Annotated in this window: 21 protein-coding genes and 1 tRNA gene; 6 read left to right on the top strand and 16 right to left on the bottom strand. The window is 33.0% G+C overall.

From position 1 onward, the window contains the following. Positions 1-28: 28 nt before the first annotated feature. The 3 genes from AC106K_RS00645 to AC106K_RS00635 form a co-directional block, all read right to left on the bottom strand. Entirely contained in the window at positions 29-877 is an 849-nt protein-coding gene (locus AC106K_RS00645; RefSeq protein WP_482442847.1) for a hypothetical protein, read from the bottom strand. 427 nt (positions 878-1,304) lie between these two features. Next, positions 1,305-1,679 (bottom strand): helix-turn-helix domain-containing protein, encoded by a 375-nt coding sequence (locus AC106K_RS00640; protein WP_482442846.1) that lies wholly within the window; start codon positions 1,677-1,679, stop codon positions 1,305-1,307. A gap of 87 nt (positions 1,680-1,766) precedes the next feature. Then, a complete protein-coding gene (locus AC106K_RS00635; RefSeq protein WP_482442845.1) occupies positions 1,767-4,442 on the bottom strand; it encodes a COR domain-containing protein in 2,676 nt (891 codons plus the stop codon). A 249-nt stretch (positions 4,443-4,691) separates the two neighbouring features. On the opposite strand from AC106K_RS00635, the gene AC106K_RS00630 reads away from it, so the two are divergent. Continuing rightward, positions 4,692-4,776: transfer RNA gene (locus AC106K_RS00630), tRNA-Ser, on the top strand. 272 nt (positions 4,777-5,048) lie between these two features. After that, a complete protein-coding gene (locus AC106K_RS00625; protein ID WP_482442844.1) occupies positions 5,049-6,359 on the top strand; it encodes a site-specific integrase in 1,311 nt (436 codons plus the stop codon). Positions 6,360-6,401: 42 nt separating this feature from the next. Here the strand turns inward: AC106K_RS00625 and AC106K_RS00620 are convergent, their stop codons facing one another. From AC106K_RS00620 to AC106K_RS00595, 6 genes are all read right to left on the bottom strand, one after another. Then, positions 6,402-6,812: a hypothetical protein gene (locus AC106K_RS00620; RefSeq protein WP_482442842.1), complete on the bottom strand. Its 411-nt coding sequence runs from the start codon at positions 6,810-6,812 to the stop codon at positions 6,402-6,404. Between the two features lie 839 nt (positions 6,813-7,651). Then, complete coding sequence (locus tag AC106K_RS00615; protein ID WP_482403335.1) at positions 7,652-7,969, bottom strand: hypothetical protein; 318 nt, start codon at positions 7,967-7,969, stop codon at positions 7,652-7,654. Positions 7,970-8,343: 374 nt separating this feature from the next. Then, a complete protein-coding gene (locus AC106K_RS00610) occupies positions 8,344-9,165 on the bottom strand; it encodes a hypothetical protein (RefSeq protein WP_482442840.1) in 822 nt (273 codons plus the stop codon). Between the two features lie 73 nt (positions 9,166-9,238). Next, a complete protein-coding gene (locus AC106K_RS00605) occupies positions 9,239-9,934 on the bottom strand; it encodes an Abi-alpha family protein (protein ID WP_482442839.1) in 696 nt (231 codons plus the stop codon). 59 nt (positions 9,935-9,993) lie between these two features. After that, positions 9,994-10,719, bottom strand: a complete 726-nt coding sequence (locus AC106K_RS00600) for an HNH endonuclease (protein ID WP_482442838.1) — start codon at positions 10,717-10,719, stop codon at positions 9,994-9,996. 70 nt (positions 10,720-10,789) lie between these two features. Continuing rightward, positions 10,790-11,908 carry a hypothetical protein gene (locus tag AC106K_RS00595; protein WP_482442837.1) on the bottom strand — a complete coding sequence of 373 codons (1,119 nt, stop codon included), beginning with the start codon at positions 11,906-11,908 and terminating at the stop codon, positions 10,790-10,792. 493 nt (positions 11,909-12,401) lie between these two features. Here AC106K_RS00595 and AC106K_RS00590 point away from each other — a divergent pair, with 493 nt between their 5' ends. The 4 genes from AC106K_RS00590 to AC106K_RS00575 all read left to right on the top strand — a co-directional run bounded on the left by AC106K_RS00590 (position 12,402) and on the right by AC106K_RS00575 (position 19,693). Next, positions 12,402-12,857, top strand: coding sequence for a hypothetical protein (locus AC106K_RS00590; protein WP_482442835.1), 456 nt, complete (start codon positions 12,402-12,404; stop codon positions 12,855-12,857). Positions 12,858-12,946: 89 nt separating this feature from the next. Then, positions 12,947-17,314, top strand: coding sequence for a CusA/CzcA family heavy metal efflux RND transporter (locus tag AC106K_RS00585; protein WP_482442833.1), 4,368 nt, complete (start codon positions 12,947-12,949; stop codon positions 17,312-17,314). After that, positions 17,304-18,560: an MFS transporter gene (locus tag AC106K_RS00580; protein WP_482403357.1), complete on the top strand. Its 1,257-nt coding sequence runs from the start codon at positions 17,304-17,306 to the stop codon at positions 18,558-18,560. The genes AC106K_RS00585 and AC106K_RS00580 overlap by 11 nt, the downstream gene beginning before the upstream one ends. A 2-nt stretch (positions 18,561-18,562) precedes the next feature. Next, positions 18,563-19,693: an efflux RND transporter periplasmic adaptor subunit gene (locus AC106K_RS00575; protein ID WP_482442831.1), complete on the top strand. Its 1,131-nt coding sequence runs from the start codon at positions 18,563-18,565 to the stop codon at positions 19,691-19,693. A 74-nt stretch (positions 19,694-19,767) separates the two neighbouring features. On the opposite strand, the gene AC106K_RS00570 is transcribed toward AC106K_RS00575, so the two are convergent. The 7 genes from AC106K_RS00570 to AC106K_RS00540 all read right to left on the bottom strand — a co-directional run bounded on the left by AC106K_RS00570 (position 19,768) and on the right by AC106K_RS00540 (position 24,813). Further along, the gene (locus AC106K_RS00570) at positions 19,768-20,649 is read right to left on the bottom strand and encodes a bestrophin family protein (RefSeq protein WP_482442830.1); all 882 of its coding nucleotides are present in this window, start codon (positions 20,647-20,649) and stop codon (positions 19,768-19,770) included. A 13-nt stretch (positions 20,650-20,662) separates the two neighbouring features. Next, on the bottom strand, positions 20,663-21,817 hold the full coding sequence (locus AC106K_RS00565; protein WP_482442828.1) for a hypothetical protein: 1,155 nt from the start codon (positions 21,815-21,817) through the stop codon (positions 20,663-20,665). 138 nt (positions 21,818-21,955) lie between these two features. Further along, positions 21,956-22,567 (bottom strand): hypothetical protein, encoded by a 612-nt coding sequence (locus AC106K_RS00560; RefSeq protein ID WP_482442826.1) that lies wholly within the window; start codon positions 22,565-22,567, stop codon positions 21,956-21,958. A 10-nt stretch (positions 22,568-22,577) separates the two neighbouring features. Beyond that, positions 22,578-23,264: a HupE/UreJ family protein gene (locus AC106K_RS00555; RefSeq protein WP_482403363.1), complete on the bottom strand. Its 687-nt coding sequence runs from the start codon at positions 23,262-23,264 to the stop codon at positions 22,578-22,580. 102 nt (positions 23,265-23,366) lie between these two features. Next, entirely contained in the window at positions 23,367-23,594 is a 228-nt protein-coding gene (locus tag AC106K_RS00550; RefSeq protein ID WP_482442824.1) for a hypothetical protein, read from the bottom strand. A 98-nt stretch (positions 23,595-23,692) separates the two neighbouring features. Beyond that, complete coding sequence (locus tag AC106K_RS00545) at positions 23,693-24,103, bottom strand: hypothetical protein (RefSeq protein ID WP_482442823.1); 411 nt, start codon at positions 24,101-24,103, stop codon at positions 23,693-23,695. Between the two features lie 320 nt (positions 24,104-24,423). Beyond that, a complete protein-coding gene (locus AC106K_RS00540; protein WP_482442822.1) occupies positions 24,424-24,813 on the bottom strand; it encodes a hypothetical protein in 390 nt (129 codons plus the stop codon). Positions 24,814-24,941: the final 128 nt, after the last annotated feature.

The raw sequence follows: 24,941 nt of genomic DNA, 5'->3' as shown, positions 1-24,941 counted from the left end.
TTTGTTTTATCTGTAAAGCGAAAAATGATTAATCCAGAATATAGATTTTCTTTTCCTTAAGGTTGAATCCAAGCTTTTTCCCAAGCCAGTTGATACTGGTTTTTCCTTCGTAGATGAGGCCTTCAACAAAGAATACGCTTGGTTGATCTACCTTTGCAAACGAATTGGAAATGGTGTTTACACTTCCTTTGTAAAACTTACTCGTGATTGCCGGATTAAACTCGCTTTTCTTTTCAATCATCTGAAGTCCCTCTTTCTTTATTCCCAAAGTATTCATCAGCCTTTCATTCAGCCAGAAAGAATCATTGCCGGCACCGGAATCCAGAAGAACGTTGATCTTGATATTGTTCACGTTGATGTAAGTGGTTATATCCAGAGACTGATCTGCATTGGTAGACAATTGAATATCTACAACTTTCTTTCCGCTCAGTTTTTCTTTTGGAAATATGATTTCCTTAGTGGTATAATCGATGATGAATTCTGTGTCATAGAACATGGGCAGGGAGATCAGCCCATCAATACCCTTGATCTCCATACTGTGGGTAGCATACCAGCTATCTTTGAATTTTTTACCGTTAAAAACAATCTCCTTTGATTTGAACATCGGCACGGTGAGCTGTTCTCCGGTAGCACGGAAGGCCGTCAGGAAGTTATAAGATTCCTTTTGGCTAAGATCTTTAGAAAAATTATTCAGGAAAAGATTCACTCCGCCACCCGTATCGAAGATGAAATTTCCTTTTTTGCCTTCTACTTCGGCTTGCACAACAAGGTGGCCGGAAGGTAGTATATTGACTGGCGATTTTTGCGCAAATGCAGTCACAGAATACAGAAATGCAGAGGCGGCGAGAACCGATTGTTTAAATGATGGATTGAACATTTGAAAATAGTTATTGTTTTTAATACGATTCATCATACAATAGATGAACACTACAAATATAATGTATTCTTAAAGCAAGGCAGAACACTTCTTATATTTTAGTATTAAATCTCCATAAGTACTTCCAAATCCTCTCTTATGATTTTCAAAAGGGGCTCGCGACACTTACTGAACGGTCTCCGGGTACTTATCAAAGCCTCTGGAAGCCGTTTCTATACTCCCTTTGGCCGCTTCAGAAGAGGAGGAAGCCCCTTGAGGAAGTGGTTTTACCCCCTTGGGTAAGGGGGGATCGGGACTTCTGAACCCCCTCCGGACACTTATAGAAGTGGTGAGAGAGGGTTGAGGAAAAGGGTAGTGGCTTTTGGGAGGATATTAAACGAAGAACGGCTTCCATTTTGGAAGCCGTTACTTGTATGTTTTATGAGGATTATCCCTGTTTTAATTTTGCATTTTCTGCCTTTAAAATGGTGATTTGTTCTTTTAAAAGTTTGATGTATTCTTGCTGACTTTCTAATAGATAATTTGGGATATTACAAAACTGATTATAGTTTATACTTGCATTATCATTGAAGCTTGCGCTGTCATTAAGTGTCGTATTTTGATTATTTTGAGCAGTTCGCTCTTCTTTAATATCTTCTACGGAAACATCCAAAGCTTTGGCTATTTTCTCCCATTCATCATCAAATATTTTAACGTCTCCACTTTCTTTTCTGCTGTAGTTGGAGACATCGGTCGCGATAATATCAGCAATCTGCTGCTGTGTAAAACCTCTCTGCTTTCTTATAGTTCTTAGTTTCTCCATTGTCATAGGGTGGGTGTGTTTTTTACAAATGTAGTGAAAAATATTTGTTGTAAGATTTTTACATTTATCCTTTTTTAGGCTAACAACTTATTGGAGATTAATTAAAATATGGGTTAATGAAATTTTGCGTTCTGATTTATAATAGTATGTTTTAAAAATTCTTAATTCAGTACGACTTGTAAATTCAGAAGTAGCATCAAATATATCAGTAAATGTAATATTTTCATGATCAAAATTATTTAAGAATTCAAAGTAATTATTTGATAAAGTAGCAAAATCTACACAAGTGCAATAACAGCATAAAAACTTTTCAGAAACACCTAAAACATCATATTTATTTATAACTTTTTCGATATGACTAGTAATTGTATTTTTATTAAGATAATGTAAATTTATTCCTTCGTAAAATGTTAAAAATTCACCTTCTTTTTCTTCGATTCTTATATCAATTTCTCCCATACTTTTCCCAGATGAAGATAAACCCCATCTTGATTGATCTTTACTTATTAATCCTAATTGTGAGAGTGCATCACTTACATATGAATTACGTGAGTCTTCGGAGGTTTCAATAGATCTGGATAGGCCTTGAAGTCTTGAAATTATAGGCAATATATTATAAATTAAACTTTTATTAGGGTTTGAATTTCTATATATAAATAAAAGATCACTAATTTTAATAGGTAGAATAGATTTCAAGCAATCTGTTGTATCTCTATTCCTCTCAAGAAACATTTTTAAAATAGAATTTCGAAAGTAATGTGGATTTTTATCTACACTACAAATTTCACAGTTACAAGGGATTTCTTCATAAAAATCTTCACCTTCTACCATATTGAAAATTTTATATATCTGACTTAATTCATTTTTAATAAGCCCATATAAATCTCTTTTATTTTGACCTGTAATATATACATCAAGAATCTTGTTTAATTTATCAGAGATAATTAAAGCACTAGATTGTTCATAGCTAAAAATAACTCCATTTTTCCAATAGTTTTCGGAGCTTAATAAATAAAATAATTTGCATATTAATCTGCTTAAAATGCCAGTTGGCATAAAGTTGAATTTAAATCTAAACCTAAGAGACTCTTTATCTATTTTTATTCTTTCTACACTTTGTTTATCAGGAATTTCACTACTCAAAAGTTCCGGTATTATATAAATATTTGATGCTCCTACTGCTTTAAAACAAATCTCAAACTTTTCCATTAGCTCAAGTAACTGGATATGAGTCTCTACTGGGTATTTTTGTAAATCTAAATATTTCTCCATATCCTCATACTCAAAAATGCCATGTTTTTTTTGAATAGGAATAGTATCTATTAATGAGTAAACAGCCTTAGTGGCCCATTGGGGATTTATTATAAGTATATTTCTTAATAAAGGAGAGTTTTTAAAATGAATAATATCACCAACATCATGTAAATAGTCACTAATAAGTTCAATATGTCTACCATTTAAATTACTTATATAATTACTGCATAAACTTTTGAACTCAGAAATATTTATATAATCTTTATTTATTTTATTTAATTCATTACGGATTTCAATCCAGTTTGCTGGTAACTCATCTCCTAGATGGGGTAACTCACGAATACAATTATTTATTTTTAAATTCAAGTCTTTGATACCTCGTTTTTTAATACAAGAGATCTGTAAGAAGCCTTTTATGTTAGGAAATTTTTCAAGATAAACATTTTCATCAATAGGGTAATATCTAATATCTGATTTATTCATAATAATTATAACAGGACTATTTTGTCCTAATAATTTTATAATATTTAACCAATATTCAAACTCTTCTTCTACACCATCTTTTCTAGGTTCCCATACAAAAATATATATAGATCTTTTGGTTAGGAAAAATTGATGAGTTGAATGATATATTTCTTGACCACCAAAATCCCATAAATTTGTTTTAATTTCTTTTTTGATTGCATAGTCATTCCCTAGATCCTTATATTGTATCAACTCAATTTTGTCTTCTTCGTCTAGTTCCGAAAAGATAGGGTGATAGCTTTCATAATAATTGTCTCCGACTTTATAATCATAGTCAATCTCATACTCATCCACTTCTTCGTAAGTATAAACTGAATATATATCTGTCATTTCGGAATGATGATTGTAATGTGGTGGACGTGCGGGGAAAAAGACATCAATGTTGATGTGATCAATTGTAATTCCGTGGGTTGTTTCTTCTTTTCCAAGATGTACCTCTGTAGAATTGTCTTTTAAAATTTTAATTAATGTTGTTTTACCCACTTCTCCTCTTCCAACAAAAATTAATTTTGTTTCATAAAGTCTTTGTGTTTCTTTATATCTATTTAAATTAAAAAACTCTTGAATATACCAAATATCATAATTTTGAAAAGATAAAGGAAGACCTCTTAAAAAAGGGTTGTTTTTAAAGATAATTTGTTCACAGTTTATTAATAAATTTAAACTATCTGGAATTTTATAAATATAATTATTTGAAATATCTACTTTTTTAAGTAAATAATATACTCCGTCTTTAAATTCTATTGTAGATATGTAGTTATTTGATAAGTTTAGTTCTTTTAAATTTGAAAGATTTGCTATAGATTGCGGCATCTCTATTAGAAAATTATAACTCAAATCAATTTCGATTAAGTGATTTAAATCTGAAATATCATCAGGAAGCTCATATAAATTTAAGGCACTTAGATCTAAATAAAAAGATTTGTTTTTGCGTACTTCTGCTATTCTCTCTAATGCTATTAATCTGTTTTTTTCACTTTTCATGGATAGTTTTTATTGCATTATAGGATTGATAAATATGTAAAAATATAAATTTCCGAGCATTTACTTTTCAGTATATTTTAATAAATACTCATTTTGTGCCTATTAGTCTAATCTTTTAGAGAAAAATAATTCCCTTGATTTCTAGTCTATTATTAAGTTTTGTTAAAATTTGTGTTACAAAAGTTTTGCAGAGATTAAAAATCGTTCTATATTTGCACCACTGAAAACAACGGTATAGCCGGGGTTTAGGGAGAGTTGGCAGAGTGGTCGATTGCGGCAGTCTTGAAAACTGTTGACTGTAACAGGTCCGGGGGTTCGAATCCCTCACTCTCCGCAGAATGCTAATTAAAAACTTTTTAAAAAGCATTAAAAAATATTTAAATCTCGCAAAATCAATGATTTGCGAGATTTTTTTTGTGCATACCTATTTGCAAAATTTTCAAAAATAGTCTTAATGTTTGTGGCACATTCGTGGCACTTTCAGATTTTTGAAAAAGGCGCCACAAAAAATAAAATAAATCACTGATTTTCAACTTGTAAAATAGATTAACGACTTGACTACTTTAAGCTTTGGTTCGATATTTATGAATCTTTAAAGCTTAATTTATGTTAGAACAAAGTTATGGACTGAATTTTTTTCTTAAAAGTCCGAAAAACAAATTACAGACCAATAGATCGGTTTACGTGAGAATTAGTGTTGATGGAGTAGCAAAGGAAACTTCAACAAAAAGAAGATGGGAGATATCAAGGTGGAACCAGAAAGAAGAAAGAGCCTTAGGAACAAAGGAAGATGCACGGGAGTTAAATTTCTTTTTAGATTCTATTACCACAAAAATTAATAGCTATAGAACTGAATTATTAAATCAAGAAAAAGAAATAAGTGCAATTGAGTTAATTGATTATGTTAACGGAAAGAATAAGCGTAGAAATAAAGTCTTAGAAGAATTTCAGGAACATAATAATGAAATAGCTGATCTTGTTAAAAAAGGTGAATATGCAGAAGGTACTTTAAAAAGATATCAAACTGCGTGCTCACATGTTAAAGAATTTATCCAGTTCAAATTTAATCGTGATGATCTTACATTTGCCTCACTTAATTATGAGTTTATCAAAAACTACAATCATTATTTACGTACTAAAAGAGCATGTTCCAATAATACCTCACTGAAATACATCAGTAATTTTAAAAAAATTGTTCTCAGAGCTATTGCCAAAGATATTATTCCTAAAGATCCTTTTAAACTGTTTAGTGGAAAAAAAACAAAAGTGAAAAAAAAGCCTCTAACCAAAATGGAGCTTCAACGTATCGAAGAAAAAGTGTTTTCATCTAATCGTTTATCAGTAGTTAGAGATATTTTCGTTTTTCAATGTTATACGGGGCTTGCGTATATTGATGTATTTAATTTAAGGTGGCAAGATATCAAAGAAGGTAACGATGGATCTATGTGGATCATGTCAAACAGACAAAAATCAAAGTCTAGTACTGATATTCCACTTCTTCCAAAAGCACTCGAAATAATAGCAAAATACAATAATCATCCTACGTGTCATGAAAAAGGGACAGTACTTCCTGTCCGTTCAAATCAGAAAATGAATGAGTATTTAAAGGAGATTGCTGCGCTTTGTGGAATATACGAAACTCTTAATACCCATAAAGCTCGTCGTACATTTGCCAGTACAGTAACACTTAATAATGGAGTTTCAATACATGTTGTTAAAGAGATGCTTGGTCATCATTCAGTAAAGCAAACCGAAGAATATGCTATTACAGAGCAGGAAGCAATCGGTCATGAAATGAAGGTACTTAGAAGCAAATTGAATACACATAAAGATGAAATAAGGGATGATGATCTTAAAACAATTCTATTACAATTTAAGCGAGAGTTTGATGAATATCGGGAATCTCAAAAAAAATAATTAAGATATTCTTAAGGTGTGATAATCATTAGTTAATAATATTTAAAATTTTGATGACTTATGTTTTAATAAAATGGCGTCCAGTAAATAAAGTAAATTATCATCATCGATGTGATTTCTTTTATAATCCTCTATCGAGAACGAGCGCCAAACATTATAATATCCTTTAAATGGCGCTTTTTTTAATATTTCATAACGATTTAGAAGATAATCGATATGGCGCTTTTTTACATATATACTGTCATTAGCGATTTGTAAAAGAGCAAAATCATATTGACTTTCAGTTGAAAACTTTTCAGTTAAAAATTTTTCTTTTATTAGTTGGGGAATATGCTTGACAAATCTCATTTCTCTTGTAAACAGTTCTTTGTCTAATGTATATTTTGTGACGAGTACTTCGACCTTCGGAATTTCCAAAAATTTGGCTAAGCATAAACGATGTTGCCCTCCCATTGTAAAATAATGATCTCCATACTGATGAACTAATTTAGGTTCTTCAGCATAATGAATATGGTCGGATACTTTTTGTAATGTATCAAAATTGTCAATTACACGATCTAATCTTTTTAAATCTGTAAAAAACTCTAACCATTGATATCGCCAGTTCTTATGTTTATATGAAGGACAATTGTAAGCGTAAGCATATTCTATTCCACATATCTTACCAGGATTTATAAATTCTTTTACCGTTTCAGTTTTTTAAAAAAGCTGAAATGGTTTATATGACTAGGATGAAAAACAGTATCCTTATGCCAGTTTTGTTTATTGAAATTACTATTCAATGATTTTAGCCAATCAATTCTTTCCGTATCTGAATATCTGTGTGCCATGAAGCATTTTTGACTGTATGAAATTAATTATAAAATTATTTAAAATGCAAACATTAATAATTAATTATGAACTTTTGTTGCGTTTCAAAAATGATATAAGTCCATAGTAAGGCTGGGTGTATTCACCAATTACCAACATAATAGTTGATTATCATAATTACGCTATTTAATTGATTTTAAAATCGATTGAACAGTGAATTATTAATTAATATTAAATATTATGGTAGATTCAATTATAACTTTTAACGGAGTTTTGTTTATTCCATTATCCCCAAGAAAAGGAGATGTGAGAATTGAGGATATAGCACATGCTTTATCTTTGATGACTAGAGCTAATGGTCATTTTCCACATTTCTATTCCGAAGCCCAGCACTATATAGCTTGTTACAATGAAGCTATTTTGAGAAATTTCTCCCGCTGAAATTTTAGCATTTAAAAACTCAATATAAAATATATTGAGTTTTAGTCTTTTATACAGCTGAAAAAGGGATTTAGTAATTTTATAGTACTTCGATATGCTGGATGATAGGAGGGGGTGTATTTTATGTACCCAAACTCTTGCAACTGTTTAAAATATTTATGATAGGTAGGAGCGGTATCAATATGAGATAGCAACATTAATTTACTTCTGCTGACACGAATATTATGGTTCTCATTTTGCCGATAGGCCAGGACTACAATTGCAACTAGTAAACTAATATGCCAAACATTGAGCCTTGCATCATTTGTAATGATGTCAAGATAAAGTAATCCTTTTTTTGATATATCAATTGACATCATTGAATAAATTTTGAAGATCGTATTTATTGTAATAATATGATCCCATTATTTTTTTATACCTTATTTTTCCAGTTACTCTTAGATTTTGTAAGGTAGCTGGGGAAATACTCAGTAGTTTTCGAACGACTCTACTTCTTAACCAATCAAAGTCTACCAATTTTTCTTGGCAATTGAGCTTTAGATCTAATATTTTTTCAAAGTCTTTAATCAAATTGGATCTTAGTAAATCAAGATCGTTATTAGTTATAATCTCCATTTCATATAATTTTAGACAATGAAATTATGTGATCTAATTATTATTCCTGATTTTTGGTATAATAAGATAAGCTTTTGTCTTTTGTTGTCATATTGGTTGTTGAATAAATAGATGATTTTTAATCAACCTTTCTTATGTTTAATAGAGGATTCAAAATTTGGTATTGCTTCATTCCCCATTCATAATAATCTTGTTCCTCTTTAGTGAAAAGATTATTGCTGATTAAGTATTTTTTCCTTTCCTGTAAATAATTTTCAATTTTCTTGGCTTCATCAAAGTTATTGGCCGCGATTTTTAGATTTTCAATCTCCTTCTGTTCTCTTTCAATTTCTTTCTTTTTCTCAATTTCTTTTTGCCTTATGATCTCTTGCTCTCTCCATCGCACCTTCAAATCAAGATGATACTGTTTTGAATATTCACCGTAGAGCTCAGCATATGCCACGGCTCTAACAATTTTTTCTTCTAAAGGAACATATGGGGTGTCTTTCCACTCCTTCCGGTTCCAGGTATCTTCATAAATTTGGATACACAAATTCTCTGTAAATACAAATTCTCTTGAATTGTACGAACCCATATTGTTATCTTGATATTTTCCAACATTTCTCAAGCTCATAGTAATTTCTCTACCAGACATTAAAACTACACAACAACCGTTTTGATTTATTTTGAACTGATGGCCTCGATATTCTAATAGTTTTATAATTGAATCTACAATTAATAGGGCTCTTGGTAAATATTTTTTGTCAATAGAGAGAGGAAAGGTGTAATCCTTCTTTGTTTTTCTTTCCCAATATTTATCTGAAGATTCAAACCAGGTTTTTGTATTTAATGTGATAATATGTGCAGAATTGAGCCTTTTCGAAATCAATGGCGCATTTTTATCATTTTCAATTTCTTTGATTCTATTTTCAATTTCAGTTCTGGGAATAGTTGTTAACATGTACTGAGTTAATAATTAAGGTGTTAACTAATATATAATATTTAGTACGAGATAAGACGACAAGTTTTAGATATTAAAAACATTTTCTTAATAAATTAATAGCCAGAGGAGACATTTTCAGTCCAACCTTTAATACATCTTCCTTTTCGAAAAATCCACTGGCAAGTCCAAACCCTTGCTCAACTAAATCCAGTCCTTTTAAATGATTTATTTCGGTATTGAGTTGATTTAAGTCATTAGAGTTAACAATAGAGAATAACTGTTCAGCGTCCATGATGATGCCTAACCTAGTCTGTACTATTCCATGAGGATTGGTTTCTATTTCTGAATTTTCACAAAAATATTTCAACAGCAACAGTTCACTTTTGGTAAGTTGGCGCAGAATCTCAAAGTAAATAATATTATTGTCATTTGGATATTCTTCTGCCGAAGATGCAATTAAGCCTGCCCAAAATTCTTGAATTTGTTCATCACTTTCTAGAGAACCGTCTTCAAATATTCTGTTTACCAATTTTGGATGTATCTTCTTTAATTGAATTTTTTCACCGTCAAACTCCAGTTTTCCATTGCTTTTCTCAAGGATTTTTATAATATTACTAAGCCTCCATATCCTCATCTTATCAGAGAGAAGAAAACCAAATTCTTCAGCCGCTGGTTTGCAGACAATTTCTAAAAATTTTTTAACGCCCTCTACGCTTTCTTTTGTAACAATCTTAAGAATTTCTCCATAAGGTTTGATTCCTAAAATATCCAATGATTTATCTTCCATTATTTAGTGTAATTTTTAAGTAGTAAAGATGAAACTCAAATTAATTTATCTTTACAAATTTATGTGTTTTCAAATCTTTTTCTGGTTTTCAAATCTTCGTAATTATAATCCATCAGATCTTTGTCAGAACCCATTGAATAAAGAAATGAAAAGAATGCATGTCTGTTAAAGGATAAAATTGAGCTTGAAATCAATTTTCTAAAAACATCTAGTTCATCATAAGAAAGATCTGCAAATTTTGCACGTAAAACAGTTTCTAACTTCCCCCTTCTTTCATGACAGGAACGACATAGGCATCTCAATGCATCCAAAGGATATTCCCATGGTTCTCTTCCGAATTGATAATAACAATGATGAACCTCAAGAGCCGCAGTAGTTGATTCACAATCCTGACATTTATATTCGGCATTCTCTTTTACGAGTTCTCGCTTTTCAAGCCACCTTTGATCCTTAAGTTTTTCGGAATATGACATTAATTTTGTTGTCTTAACTTCCTCTTCTGATTGACTATAGTAGAACCCCAAATTCCATGAGTGACCAAATTCGTAAAAGAATCCAAACGAATCAACTAAATCTTCAAACTCTATTTGTTGGTTAACTGAACCAAAATTAAGAATATGATAAAGTTCTCCCTCAGTAGAGATAACGAAATCACTTTCATTATGGTATGATTCTTCACGCTCTTTCCATTCTTCAATAGTGTAAATAGTTGTATCTCTCGTGAGATCATTTTTTTCCATCCATAACCGGATCGCTTTTATTAACTCTATTCTTTTCTCGTGCATTAAAAAAAAGTTTTATGGTCTTATTTTTTGACAAAATTGTTTATTGGTATTCTGAAGAAATTTTTTATAATCAGTGATCAAATGAGTGAAGTCTTACTCTTTGGTCATTTACACAAGTAGGGTCAGTAGGACGTTTGATTAATACATTCTTAATTTGTTCGAAACACTGTTGAATATCTTTTAAATCGGTATCGGTAAATGTTTTGGTTGTTATTCCAAAACTATCAAAATACTTATTTCTTTTAGTCATTTCTTTTTCCCATTTCTTCTTCAATTCCTCATTGGCTAAATTTTGTTTTTGCTTTAAATTAGAAATTTGCATGTGTGATGATGCTGGGCTTATTTCAATACCAATAAAATCTATACTATGTTGGTGTAAAATTGTAAAATCAAGCCTGTGTTCATGTTTTTTGACTAACCCGGCATATCTAAATTCAGGGATTAAAAAAGGCTCATTCAAAGGATCTGCTGACGATTTAATATATTCGATATACATATCAAAAATCTGTTGTTCATATTCAGATTTAGATAACCTTTTTAATACACTTTGAAAAAAAGTATATAAGTCCTCCAAAGACTTGAATTTAACGGGTGTGCTTAATGTGGGATCAATCAATCCTGTTTCCATTATGTGACCAATAGTCCAATAATTAAATTTTACTTTTCTAATGTCACTTTTATCAGTTCCCCAAACACCATTGATCATTTTTGGGGCAATTAATAAACCATAGGAGAGTTCGTATCCAAACCAAATTGCCCATAAATTTTCATCGGGTTTTAATCTAAGTCTTTCATTAAGATTTTTGAAAAAATTTCTCTCTAAAAATTTTTGAGTATAGTAGTAGACATCTTCATTTTGAAGTAGTAGCACATTTCGAAATGCAGCTTTAGCATCCCAATCAAATTCATCATTTCGACGTAGATACGCTTTTCGGCTCTCCTCAAAATCATCATTTAACCCTTTAAGCCAGTTTGAGAAAAAATCATTAAAATCAGAAAATCGGGTTCTGACGCTATCAACATAAGTATTATTTTTACCTCCAATAATTCCATGAAGAGATTGAATTGAAACATCTCTTTTTAAAATTAACGATGCCGTTTTTAATACATTATCACGGTTTTTAATAATTTCTGTAGTAAGTTCTTCAATAATTTCTTCAACAATTTTTTCTTCTCCAGATGTCTTCATAGTTATATTTACGTTTTATCAAATATAAGTAAATAAGTGTTGTTCTGCTTACAACAATGATAATTATATATTAATGCACGGTAAGCATGAGTAGAAAAGGAAATTGTTATGAAAATGCTGTAGCGCAGAGCTTTTGGAGTTGTTAACTTTATTAGAACACAGTTCTTATATTCCTTTGCTTAAAAAAATGAAGAATTAAAAAACTCGAATGCTTGAATAGAATATTTTTAGTAGTGGCATAATACACTTTTAAAAATGATGCCCTTTAATTTTCAAGTATTTGAAATAATAGATATTTACATTATTAATCTTTAGTTTGATCGAGTGTCTTGTATAATTACAAGCATATTTTTGCGAAGAATTTGATAGAGATTTAATTTGTTAGATAATGGAGAAAATTTACATAGATATAATCTGGTACACTATAATATATAATTGCCAAATTTTAATTAAATCAATACATTTAAATATATTATTTCTAATATTTAATGTCTTGGATGCACTTAAAATTACGAAAATTAGAAATAAACTAATTTCTTTTCATAACTTTGCAAAAGTGAAAAAAGTATTTTCCATATTTCTTCTGATTGTATTCCTATCTACAACTAGTGTGGGAAGTCAGCTTGTGAAAATACCTGATCTTATTGAACACTTCACTTCACATCAAGAAGAACACGATGATGAATCTGAGACTTTTATAGGATTCTTAAAAGAACATTATTCTTACAATAGTCAGCACAATAATTTAGCTAATAAAAGCCATAAAAATCTACCATTTAAAACGGTAGATGTACATGCGCCAACTATCACTGTATTTAATTTTCAAGTCAATACATTTACATTTCTAAAGATTGTTCCAGAAATCAAGGAACAGCCTTTATCCAATACCAATTCTTTTGTTCCATCTGCCCAACTCGAAGGCATATGGCAACCCCCTCGTTTTTGTTAATCATTTGACATTCTCATAAGAAATTTTCTTTTGAGTTATAACCCGTTCGGCTATGTCGATTCGGATGTTTAATGCTTAACAAATAAAATATGCTTAATAAAATAATTGAGTTTTCAATTAAGAATAAACTCATTATCGGGCTGTTTATCGTAGCCTTAATAGGTTATGGCGTGTATGAGGTGAAAAAACTTCCCATAGATGCGGTTCCCGATATCACAGATAATCAGGTGCAGGTCATTACCGTGGCACCATCTCTTGGAGCTCCCGATGTAGAGCGACTTATTACTTTCCCTATTGAACAGGTCAACAACAATATTCCTGGATTAAAATCACTTCGTAGCTTTTCCAGATTCGGACTGTCAGTAGTAACCATCGTTTTTGATGATGATACTGATATCTATTGGGCAAGACAGCAAGTTTCTGAGAGGCTTCAGCAAGTGCAGGATCAAATACCAAAAGGATTTGGTACGCCGACATTAGCGCCTGTGACAACTGGTCTGGGAGAAATCTATCAGTACTCTGTACGGCCTAAAAAAGGCTATGAAGGCAAATATGATGCGATGGAACTTCGTACAATACAGGATTGGATTGTACGTCGTCAGTTGATTGGTGTAAAAGGCGTTGCTGAGGTAAGTAGCTTTGGAGGACTTCTAAAACAATATGAAATTGCTGTTGATCCTGCTAAACTTAAAGCCAATAATATTTCTATCAGCGATGTCTTCACTGCCATAGAAAACAATAATCAAAATACGGGAGGTGCTTACATTGAAAAAGGACCCACCGCTTTATTTATCCGTAGTGAAGGTCTTGTCGGAACTCAGGAAGACATACAGAATATTGTCGTTAGAAATCTTGACAGTGGTATCCCTTTACTTATTGGTAATATCGCACAGGTTAGATTAGGCAGTGCTACGCGATATGGAGCAATGACCTATAATGGAGAACAGCAGGTTTCCGGAGCTGTTGTTATGATGCTGAAAGGAGCAAACAGTAATGAAGTTATCAAAAATATCAAAGAAAAAATTGACCAGATTCAGAAAACTCTTCCTGAAGGTGTGGTCATTGATGCATTCCTTGACCGTACCAAAATGGTTGATAATTCCATTAGTACCGTTACTAAAAATCTAATTGAAGGAGCTTTAATTGTTGTCTTTGTACTGGTATTTTTCTTAGGAAGTATGCGTGCAGGACTTATTGTCGCTTCCGTTATTCCTTTATCAATGTTGATTGCGGTGATCCTGATGAATACATTCGGAGTCAGCGGAAACCTGATGAGCTTAGGAGCCTTAGACTTCGGTTTAATTGTCGATGGTGCGGTAATTATTGTTGAAGCTGTAATGCATAAAATAAGGCACTCAAAAGCCTATGCCGGTATTAATGTCCTTTCTCAAAAGCAAATGGATGCTGAAGTATTGGGAACTTCAACCAGAATGAGAAATGCAGCAGTGTTTGGTGAAGCAATTATCCTGATTGTATATCTTCCAATCTTTGCTTTAAAAGGGATTGAAGGTAAGATGTTTACACCAATGGCACAGACCGTAGCTTTCGCATTGGCAGGCGCATTTGTATTGTCCTTAACTTATATTCCGATGATGACTGCATTGTTTTTAAGTAAAAAAGTGCAGGTTAAAGAGAACTTTTCGGATAAGATTATGGGTAGGCTGGAAAAATCCTACAAACGTCTATTGGAAAGAGTTCTTGGAATTCCGAAAGTTATTCTGGTTTCTGTTGTTGCAATGTTCGTCGTTGCTATTTTTATCCTAACAACATTAGGTGGGGTATTTATTCCATCTTTACCAGAAGGAGATTTTGCGGTGGAAACCCGTGTTTTACCCGGCAGTAATGTCAATACTTCTATCGATGCCGTTTCTAAAGGTTCAAAAATCATTTTAGATAAATTCCCGGAAGTTGAAAAAGTGGTGGGAAAAACGGGAAGCAGTGAAGTGCCAACCGATCCAATGCCGATTGATGCTACGGATATGATGATCATTCTTAAAGACAGAAAAGAATGGACATCGGCTCATTCATACGAAGAATTAGAAGAAAAGATGGCTAAAGAGTTAGAAGCCGTTCCGGGAGTGACATTCAGTTTTCAGTATCCTGTAGCAATGCGTTTTAATGAACTTATTTCAGGAGCAAGACAGGATGTTGTCTGCAAGATTTATGGAGAAGACCTTGATGTATTAGCAAAATATGCAGACCAATTAGGTAAAATTGTTGGCTCGGTAAAAGGAAGCAGTGGAGTATATGTCGAAGCGGTTACCGGAATGCCACAGATCGTTATCAAATTCAACAGAGCGACGATTGCTCAATATGGTCTGAACATTAAAAATGTCAATAACATAGTCAACTCTGCGTTCGCTGGAGCTGTTGGGGGAACTGTTTACGAAGGAGAAAAGCGTTTTGATCTGGTTGTAAGATTATTGGGAGATAAAAGACAAAATCTTGAGGATGTCCAAAACTTATTGGTAGCAACACCAAACGGGCAGCAGATTCCTTTAAGTTCCATTGCAGACGTCAACATTATTGAAGGACCGAACCAGATTCAAAGGGAAAATTCTCAAAGAAGAATTATAGTCGGTTTCAATGTCAGAGGAAGAGATGTTCAGAGTATGGTTCAGGAACTGCAGGATAAAGTCGGAAAACAGATGAAACTTCCACCGGGTTATTATGTGACTTATGGAGGTGCATTTGAGAATTTACAGGAAGCAAAATCAAGATTATTTATTGCGGTACCGGTTGCTTTAGCCTTAATCCTGATTCTATTGTATTTCGCATTCAGTTCGATGAAGCAGGCGTTCTTGATTTACACCGCTATTCCGCTTTCGGCGATAGGTGGAATCTTTGCATTGGCTTTAAGGGGAATGCCTTTCAGTATCTCAGCAGGAATTGGATTCATCGCACTATTTGGTGTTGCCGTACTGAATGGGATCGTTTTGATTTCAGAATTTAACAGGTTAAGAAAAGAAGGAATGACCAATCTGCGAGATATCGTTCTTGAAGGAACTAAAGTCCGTTTAAGACCCGTTTTGATGACTGCCTTTGTTGCTTCGTTAGGTTTTTTACCAATGGCTTTAAGTACAGGAGAAGGAGCAGAAGTACAAAAACCTTTGGCAACAGTTGTTATCGGAGGATTGATGGTTGCTACATTCCTTACCCTTTTTGTATTACCAATACTTTATATTATGGTAGAAAAAAGAAAGTTTACCTTTAAAAGAAAACCCGGAAAAGCTGTCATCGTTATTTTACTTTTTGCAGGAGTTTTCAATGCAAATGGTCAATCGGTTATTTCATTAAAAGAAGCGACTGACATCGCTTTGGAAAATAATTTGTCAGTGAAGAATGAGAAATTGAGAGCCGATTACAATAAATTACTTATTAAATCGAGTACGATTATTCCGGCTACGAATGTGACCGCTGAATTTGGACAAATCAACAGTTTCTATACCGATGTAAGAGCAGGAGTTTCTCAATCCATTAATTTTCCAAAAGTATATTCCGCAAATAAAAACCTTTTGACTGAAGTTTGGAAAAACAGTGTATTGAACGTGGGTGTTCAAGAGGCACAGCTTCGTAAAAGCGTTGCACAGGTCTACTACAATCTGGTTTACCTTCAGCAAAAGAAAAGTCTGTTACAGGAAAATGATAAATTCTATGCCGAATTTCTGAGTAAAGCCAATCTTCGATTTAAGGTTGGGGAAAGTAATATTCTGGAAAAGACAACCGCTGAGAATCAGCGTGGACAGATTGCCATTCAGTTAAAACAATTGGAAAGAGATCTGGAAATTTCCCAGCTTCAGTTTCAATTGTTATTAAATACCGAAACGGCTTACACTGCCGATATTCAGGATAATAATCTGTTGGAAAAAACTTCATTAAATGGTGTTTCAATTACTGAACATCCTTATCTGCAATATTTAAAACAGAGAAAAGATATTTCCGTCGCTGAAACAGAAGTGGAAAAAAGTAAGCTTTTGCCAAGTCTTTCTTTAGGTTATAATATTATGGGAATGAAAGGTATGGGAGCTGATAATAAAAATTATAACAGCACACCCCGTTTTCAATCCGTGTTAGTTGGGGTTGGAATCCCAATCTTCAATGGTGGGCAGAAAGCGAAGATTAAAGCTTCGGAAGCTAATCAGGTCATCGCTATAGCGGAGTATGAATACAATCTGAAAAATTTTGAAGTTAATTATAAGACCGCTTTAGTAGATTTTCAAAAATATAGCGAAGCGGTAGATTACTTTCAGAATACAGGGATGAAGCACGTGGAAACCATCAATTCCACCGCTAAGAAACAGTTTGCAGGTGGTGATATAGATTATCTTCAATGGGTGATCTTAACCAATCAGGCTATCGATATTCAGAACCAGTATATCGAAGCACTGAAAAGCCGAAACAATAGTTTGATCGAGATCAATTCGTTCGATCCAAAATTTAACAGCAATGGAAACTAAAGACCAAAGAACGTTTGTCCAAAAGCTGACAGAGCCTTTTCTGGCTTTGAGAAATAAAGCTTTTGCAAAGCTCTATCTCGCACAGACCATAAGTCTGATCGGAGATGCATTTACCTGGGTTGGTTTAGCTCTTTTAGCGTACCAATTCGGGAAAGAGCGTTCGGCTATCATATTGGCAAGTGCATTGACTTTGAGAGTAACTGCATTTATCATATTTTCTCCTTTTGCAGGAGTATTGGCAGACAAAGTATCAAGAAAAAAAATATTGTACGTTACCCACTTTATCAGGATGGGCATTGTGTGCTGCCTTCCATTTATTACCCAAGAATGGCAGATCTATGTATTGGTATTTTTCTTAAATGTCTTCAATGCTTTTTTCACACCAACTTACAGAACGGTAATTCCTCAAGTAGTTGATGGTAAATATTACAGAGAAGCCGTTGGATTATCAACAGCAACTTACCAATTATTAGGAATTTTAGGACCAGCTTTAGCAGGTGTAGTGGCTACTTTTTTAGGAGCAAGGGATATTTTCATTGTAGATGGAATCACTTTTATAATTGCAGCAGTTTTTATTCTTTCCATTCCTGCTTCAGCATTACAAAAAGGAGTGAGTGAAGATTCCCAAAATTCAAATACCTGGGGAAATGTTTGGAAGGGAATACGTCTTTTATTTGGTAACAAAGTTTTGCAGTTTGCACTCAGTATAGAGTTCGTTTCTTCCGTTGCAGGAGCAATGATCTTGGTCAACACTATCGGATATGTAAAATCAACCCTTTTGCTGGATGATAAATATTACGGATGGATAATGGCAGGTTTTGGAATAGGAGCATCTATATCAGCTTTTATTGCAGGAAGCTTTGACCGATCAAAAACAAGAGCTATATCATTGATATTAGGAGTATTCTTACTAGGCTTTGCTGTGAGTTTTGCCAATTGGACATCGTTCAGTATGTTGATGATCTTGTGGGTTTTTGCAGGATTAGGTCAAAGTCTTGCGGAAATGCCTTCAGAAACACTTATTGCGGAAAACATCTCTTCCGAGAATCAGGGAAAAGTCTACGGAGCTCACTTTGCATTTTCGCATCTATGGTGGGCAATTGCTTATCCGATTGCTGGTTTTTTAGGGTCCAACTTTCCTCAAAAGGAATTTTTGTACGGTGGAATTATGACAATCATACTTGCCATCATTGCTATACTGGTTTTTAAACCATCATTTAAATTTAATTCAAAATCAAATAACTAATTATGAACAGATTAATGCTCATTATATGCACGGCACTTGTACTTGGTTCTTGCAAAGGAAACAAGGAAGAAGAACAAACAGAGGAAGTGGCGGCAAAGACAGAAAGTAATATCGTTACTTTAACCGATGCACAGTATAAAAATGCAAGTATTGAAGTTGGAGCTATCGGAAATCAAACCATCGCAACTAAACTTAAAGTTAATGGAAAAATCGATGTTCCCCCTCAAAATAAGATTTCTGTAAGTGTACCTTTAGGAGGATACTTAAAAAATACCCGACTTCTTCCTGGAATGCAGGTTTCAAAAGGCCAAATCATTGCTGTTATTGAAGATCCGCAGTATATTCAGATTCAACAGGATTATCTTGTGGCAAAAGCACAATATGCTTACAATAATAGTGAGTACAACAGACAAAAGCAGCTGAATGTAAGCAAAGCAACAAGTGATAAAGTATATGAACAGACGAAGTCAAACTATCAGACACAGAATGTTTTGGTCAAATCTTTGGAACAAAAACTCAGATTAATTGGGATTAATCCTTCCACATTATCACCGAATAATATCTCTAAAACAGTTAATATTTATTCCCCTATTAATGGTTTTGTATCGGCAGTGAATGTGAACATTGGAAAATATGTAAATCCGACTGAAGTGCTTTTTGAACTGGTAAACCCAACTGATATTCATTTGGCTTTGGATGTTTATGAAAAGGACGTTGACAAATTATCCATCGGACAAACCGTATTGGCTTACACCAACATTAATCCTGATAAAAAATATAATACCAAAATTATATTGATCAGCAAGAATGTATCTGCAGATAATACGGTAGAAGTACACTGTCATTTTGATAACTATGATAAAGAGCTGATTCCGGGAATGTATATGAACGCTGATATTGAAGCTCAGACAACCAATTCATCTGCATTACCGAATGATGCCATCGTAAGATTTGAGAATAAGAACTTTGTGTTTGAAGTAAAAGGTAAAAACAAATTTGAAATGAAGGAAGTAAAAACAGGAACTTCCGAAAATGGTTTTACAGAGATACTGCAGACTGATTTGGGGGGTAAACAGTTTGTTACAAAAGGAGCGTACAATCTCTTAATGGCAATGAAAAATACTGAAGACTAATAGTTGAATCTTTGTTTAAAAAGTAAAAGCTCCCAGATTTGGGAGCTTTTTGATTATTAATCAAGTGGTTATGCTTACATTTCATAATACAAACCTGTATCGACTTTTACAGGAATGTTTTCATCACCAATCATTTGGCGAATGTTAATTTCAATTGTTTGAGCTATTGATGTCATCGGGGTATCGGCAGGAGAATTTTCAAAAGGGTCCTGCATAATGATTGCTGTTTTCTCTATTGAGATAAACATTATAGGGATTAAGATGGATAACAAAATCTCAATCACCAACTGCGAATGATCTAAGCCAAAAGGTAAGATGGCAGTAAATGCATAAATTAGTGAGTGGAGCATCACGCTGTACGATCTCGGAAAAACGGTGTTTTTTATTCTTTCACATTTTCCCATACTGTCACAAAGTCTGCTCAATGTTTGGTTCAGTTGTAACTGATTAAACTCGGAGATTTTACCATTTTCTACAAGCTTTTTAATCTGCTTAGAATGTTCCGTTAGAATTGAATTGGGAATATTAGATTCCGTCAATTTATATTCCTTTAAATAAACAGCAACTTTAGTTGAAAAAGGTACTTTTCTCAGAGATTCTCCCAAAGCATTTACCCAGACGATGTGTCTTTCTGCAAATACTTCTAAATCAAGAGAATCTTCAGATTTTAAAAACTGCATCATTTCTCGTACAATTGATCGAGAATCATTGACAATAGCTCCCCAGACAATCCTTGCTTCCCACCATCTTTCGTAAGACTGTGAAGTTCTAAAAGCCAGTAAAATCGATACGATCGTACCAACCAAAGCAAGTACACTTAAAGGAATCTGCACGTGAGAGAAAACTGAGCTTCTATGAGCAAAACCGATAGTCAATGCAAAAACCACAATGAATAGTATCTGCCATTTGATTTGTTTTATAAAGTAGGTGATTGATATTCTTCTTTTTAATAACATATATGGGATTTTTTTAATCTTTAATTTTTATACCTAAAAGTTTTACGGAATTCAGAAAAACCAATGCTTCAGGGACTAAAAATAATATGATTGTCTGTATAATTGTTAAATCAAAATAACGTACTGCTATAACTGCCAAAATATAGTAGAGAGGAACTATTAAAAATATGTTTTGTTTAATTATCTTTTCGGACAGTGCAGATATGTTAAGAATTCTGATCAAGCTTAAAAGATGGTTGTCCAATGAAATGATACTCGTACTAATATCAGAATAGTATGAACTTGAAAAACCCACTAAGAACTTTAGATGAGAATAAGGATATATCGATTGACAGTCATTCTCATTTCCAACAATCATTAACTTATTGTTAGTGAGAACGGTATCCTGCATTGCTATCGGTGCCAAATCCATCTTTTCAAGAAGTTTTGAAGTATCTTCAAAATTTCTTTTATCATCTACCAAAATACTTACACCATATCTTCCTTTTTCCTGTATGGTAGAAAAAATATGTTCAAGTTCGATCCTTAGTGTACCATCTACATACAGGACATCCTGTGTGAAAATAATCGTATCAACTTCAGCAATTTCATCAAAAATCTCGTTATCACTAATAAGAATTCTATCTCGGATAGCTCGTGTTCTGGCAAACATCTTAACGGAGGCACTCATTATTCCAACGTCTGGAAAAGAAATAAAAATCAATAATGTCAAGACAAGATTAATATCACTGGTCACTATATACAAAATACCAGTGATAAGTATGGCAACTGGAGCCAGCCAGGTTAATGTGTTTTCAGTTAAGTATTCTAATGAAGATTTATATTCATAATCATCCTCAATCAGAGCGATTGTTTTAGTGAGTACAAAATCTTTAAGAGATCTGACAAGAGTAATAACCAAAATAATTATTCCTGTTTCATATTCTTTTTCAAACAACAGCAATATGACGCCGATTGTAATAAAAAATTCATAACCTATTTTGTTACGATGTATTAATTTTTCTATTGCCGCTTTGAGCAGCAGAAATATTCCGACAATTATTACCCAGAAAACAGCATAGTCAGCAATAAGTTTATAATAACAAAATAGTCCAACGATAGTCAGCACGACTATGCCTGAAAGTCTCCAAATGAAGTTTTTAGAGAACGATTTGTTTAAATCTTCCATATGCGATATGTTGACTTGTACTACATTGGCTATGTTATTGATGCTTTGAAAAGGTTGTCACCCCAATAATAGTATTGAGGCAACAACCGGATGAAATGAATGTTTTTTTATAAAAACAGCAATAACATGTTCTCCAATCTATTCTTTTGGCAGGTATTGCCCTTTTAGTCGAATCTTAACCGTTACATCTTCAGTACCATTATTCTTGAAATACCATCCGTGTGGCCCTTCAAAAGGAGCAATAATTGTCCCGGTCATATTATTGGAGTAAGCAATCAAATAACTTTCGAAAAAATTATGATTGTCTTTCACTTCGCCGTGCATATCCAGATAAACTTCGCCTTTGTCGGTTTTCCATTCATATTCCAAAACGCCGTACTTAAGCATATTGACCTTGTATTCTAAGCCTTTTCCTGCAGGAACCAAAACACTTGCCTCATCTTCACGAACAGCCAACTGCTGTGCAGGAGGTGGATTATCTGCTTCTTTAGGACGAGGAACATCCTTTCCTGAGCCCAATTTAGACATTGTTAAAGTTTCGTGAGGAGTATTCGAACTTGACCCTTTGTTCTCATCTTCGGGAATATAAAGTTTATCAAATCCCGTCACTTTTCCGATACCCAATGGATCGATTCCGAATTCAGCCGGCAGAACAGCACTTACTAAAAGCACAGCACCAATGATTGCGGCAATAACTACTTGTTTTATAATAGATTTTTTATCTAAAATCTGATGTTGTAATTCTGACATTTTTCTTTTTTTAAGAATTAAAATAACCGGCTAGCTGGTAACCGAATAAGAGAAAACCCATTGCCATCAAAATGGTATTGGTTAAGGTTGAAAACTTCATAAAGCTTGGATATTTCCTCCATTGCGTAATAATGAAAAGAACCAATGCCAAAGCAATGAACTGTCCAATCTCCACTCCGATATTGAATCCAATTAGGTTTACAAAAAGACCGTCTTTATTAAGGGACAGCTCTTGAAGCTTACTTGCCAATCCAAAACCGTGAAAGAGACCGAAGATCAATACCGCAGCTTTAGTATTTGGCTGTTTTCCGAAAAATGTTTTAAACCCTCCGAGATTATCAAACCCTTTGTAAATAATTGATAGGGCAATGATTGCATCTATGAGATAAGAGTTGATCTCCAAATCAGCTAAAACTCCTAATAATAGAGTAGTACTGTGACCTATTGTAAAGAAGCTTACATAGAGTAAAATTTCTTTTGTTTTATACAGAAAGAAAATAACTCCCACTAAGAACAATAAGTGGTCATATCCCGTTATCATATGCTTTGCTCCGATGTAAAGAAAAGGAATGAAAGCAGAACCTGTATTTTCTTCTAAAAAGGCTTGTGTATTTTCGTCAACACCGTGAGCAAACACTGACCCTGAGAAGATTAATAGAAGTATTATTGGTAATAAATACCTTATTTTTAATTTCATTTTTAGTATAATTATTAAACATAACGTCTCAAAAGCCCTCTGTAAAGAGGACTTTTATAAAAATATTTCGAGGCTAAAATCAGTTTTTAACCTAATGAAATTTTAATGTTTGTGACCGTGAGCTTTAATTATACTATCTTCTTTAGCCTTTGATGTAGCTGAATCCAAAACTGGTGTGTTTTCATTCAAACCCTGAGTTGCTTCAGAAGTCGAATCTGGATTATTTACAGATTGAGATTCAGTGGTATCTGTAGTCTCTGTTGTTTCTTTTTTCTCGTTACAAGCTACTATTGCTAAAGATGCAGTGATTGCTAAAAATATATTTTTCATTGTTTTATTTTAAATTATTAAATAAGTTGATAACTCCTATTGTAGAAAATAGGAAAAGAAAATTTTGAACAGATATGATAAATATCTATTCCTGAGTATTAAACAATGAAATTTGGAGGTCCCCGTAAGTAGAGGGTTGAATTGTATTTAAAAAGATAATCTTCAGAATTTTCAGTATGGATTTTAGAATCCGACACAAAGCCTTTTTCAGGCTTCCAATTCCAATTTTCAAAAGTAAATTGAACGTCTAAATTCTGATTTTTATTTACGTGAGATATATAACTACTATCCGTATTACTATATACGGCATGGCTGCCCGTATGTGCTAACCCGGAATATATAACTTCTAAGACATTATTCTCAGGATGTTCATTACCATTATCATATTGATGGTGGTGGTGATCTTGCTGAGAATAGGAAGGATTATGGTGATGATGCGCAACAACATTGTGCCCCACAAAAATAAAGTGGGCTAAAATGAGAAATAAAAGTTTAATTGATTTTGGCATCCTTTCCACAAAAATAGGGAATTAAATAGTAGTATAACGTAAAATTACTTAAAAAATTATGATCTGTTTTTCAACCAGAAAATTACAAATTCATATGCGGCAAAAATTATAAATCCGAGAATAAGCAAAATGATTGAGATTATTTTAAGGACTGAATTTTTACTTTTCTTTTGTTGAGGAGGTTGAACATTTTGTGATTCCAGCCGAAGTGTAGCTCTCCTCATTCTTCTTTTGTATGACATTTAAATAAAATTTGGGATTACGATTGATATAACCATAAAACTAAAACTGAAAACAGCTTATGATTTCACAGGGTATAGTTAACTTTCTGAAAGAAAATTAACTAAGAGGATATTACAAATGTGCGGAGAAGGTGGTCCCCTGAGAAAGTCAGGGGATTGAAGTTTAGAAAATATGCTAAAATGTTCATTTTCCCCAAACAGATAATAAACAAAGTCTTTCTGCTTAGGCTTCCAATCAAAATGATCTGTTAAAAGAAAATCGTGATTGTCTTGCGATTGTTTTTCGTGGGAATACAGATCTGAAATATCACTTTTTTCATAAGTTAATTCATCACCCGTATGTGCTATTCCGGAAAATATGAATTCTAAAGGATTGTCGTTTAAAAAACCAGTGTGATGCTGCTGATTATGTTCCTCTGGAAAATTATGAAAAGATAAGTGATTATGCGAAACAGAATTGTGTCCCATAAATATTATATGGGCAACAATGAGTAGAAAAAACTTTAGCCTTGTTTGCACGTATTGCAAAATTATGAAATTACAGTCTAAAAACTATACAATAGATTAAACTGTGGAAGTTTTTTTATTTCAATTAT

Source organism: Chryseobacterium sp. FR048 (genome assembly GCF_056844665.1).
The sequence above is the reverse complement of the archived record's forward strand: the minus strand, read 5'-3'. Positions and strand labels throughout refer to the sequence as shown.

Coding starts and splice junctions, on each gene's coding strand:
- AC106K_RS00645 (WP_482442847.1), bottom strand. CDS start 877: ATGTTCAATCCATCATTTAAACAATCGGTTCTCGCCGCCTCTGCATTT.
- AC106K_RS00640 (WP_482442846.1), bottom strand. CDS start 1,679: ATGGAGAAACTAAGAACTATAAGAAAGCAGAGAGGTTTTACACAGCAG.
- AC106K_RS00635 (WP_482442845.1), bottom strand. CDS start 4,442: ATGAAAAGTGAAAAAAACAGATTAATAGCATTAGAGAGAATAGCAGAA.
- AC106K_RS00625 (WP_482442844.1), top strand. CDS start 5,049: ATGTTAGAACAAAGTTATGGACTGAATTTTTTTCTTAAAAGTCCGAAA.
- AC106K_RS00620 (WP_482442842.1), bottom strand. CDS start 6,812: ATGGGAGGGCAACATCGTTTATGCTTAGCCAAATTTTTGGAAATTCCG.
- AC106K_RS00615 (WP_482403335.1), bottom strand. CDS start 7,969: ATGATGTCAATTGATATATCAAAAAAAGGATTACTTTATCTTGACATC.
- AC106K_RS00610 (WP_482442840.1), bottom strand. CDS start 9,165: ATGTTAACAACTATTCCCAGAACTGAAATTGAAAATAGAATCAAAGAA.
- AC106K_RS00605 (WP_482442839.1), bottom strand. CDS start 9,934: ATGGAAGATAAATCATTGGATATTTTAGGAATCAAACCTTATGGAGAA.
- AC106K_RS00600 (WP_482442838.1), bottom strand. CDS start 10,719: ATGCACGAGAAAAGAATAGAGTTAATAAAAGCGATCCGGTTATGGATG.
- AC106K_RS00595 (WP_482442837.1), bottom strand. CDS start 11,908: ATGAAGACATCTGGAGAAGAAAAAATTGTTGAAGAAATTATTGAAGAA.
- AC106K_RS00585 (WP_482442833.1), top strand. CDS start 12,947: ATGCTTAATAAAATAATTGAGTTTTCAATTAAGAATAAACTCATTATC.
- AC106K_RS00580 (WP_482403357.1), top strand. CDS start 17,304: ATGGAAACTAAAGACCAAAGAACGTTTGTCCAAAAGCTGACAGAGCCT.
- AC106K_RS00575 (WP_482442831.1), top strand. CDS start 18,563: ATGAACAGATTAATGCTCATTATATGCACGGCACTTGTACTTGGTTCT.
- AC106K_RS00570 (WP_482442830.1), bottom strand. CDS start 20,649: ATGTTATTAAAAAGAAGAATATCAATCACCTACTTTATAAAACAAATC.
- AC106K_RS00565 (WP_482442828.1), bottom strand. CDS start 21,817: ATGGAAGATTTAAACAAATCGTTCTCTAAAAACTTCATTTGGAGACTT.
- AC106K_RS00560 (WP_482442826.1), bottom strand. CDS start 22,567: ATGTCAGAATTACAACATCAGATTTTAGATAAAAAATCTATTATAAAA.
- AC106K_RS00555 (WP_482403363.1), bottom strand. CDS start 23,264: ATGAAATTAAAAATAAGGTATTTATTACCAATAATACTTCTATTAATC.
- AC106K_RS00550 (WP_482442824.1), bottom strand. CDS start 23,594: ATGAAAAATATATTTTTAGCAATCACTGCATCTTTAGCAATAGTAGCT.
- AC106K_RS00545 (WP_482442823.1), bottom strand. CDS start 24,103: ATGCCAAAATCAATTAAACTTTTATTTCTCATTTTAGCCCACTTTATT.
- AC106K_RS00540 (WP_482442822.1), bottom strand. CDS start 24,813: ATGGGACACAATTCTGTTTCGCATAATCACTTATCTTTTCATAATTTT.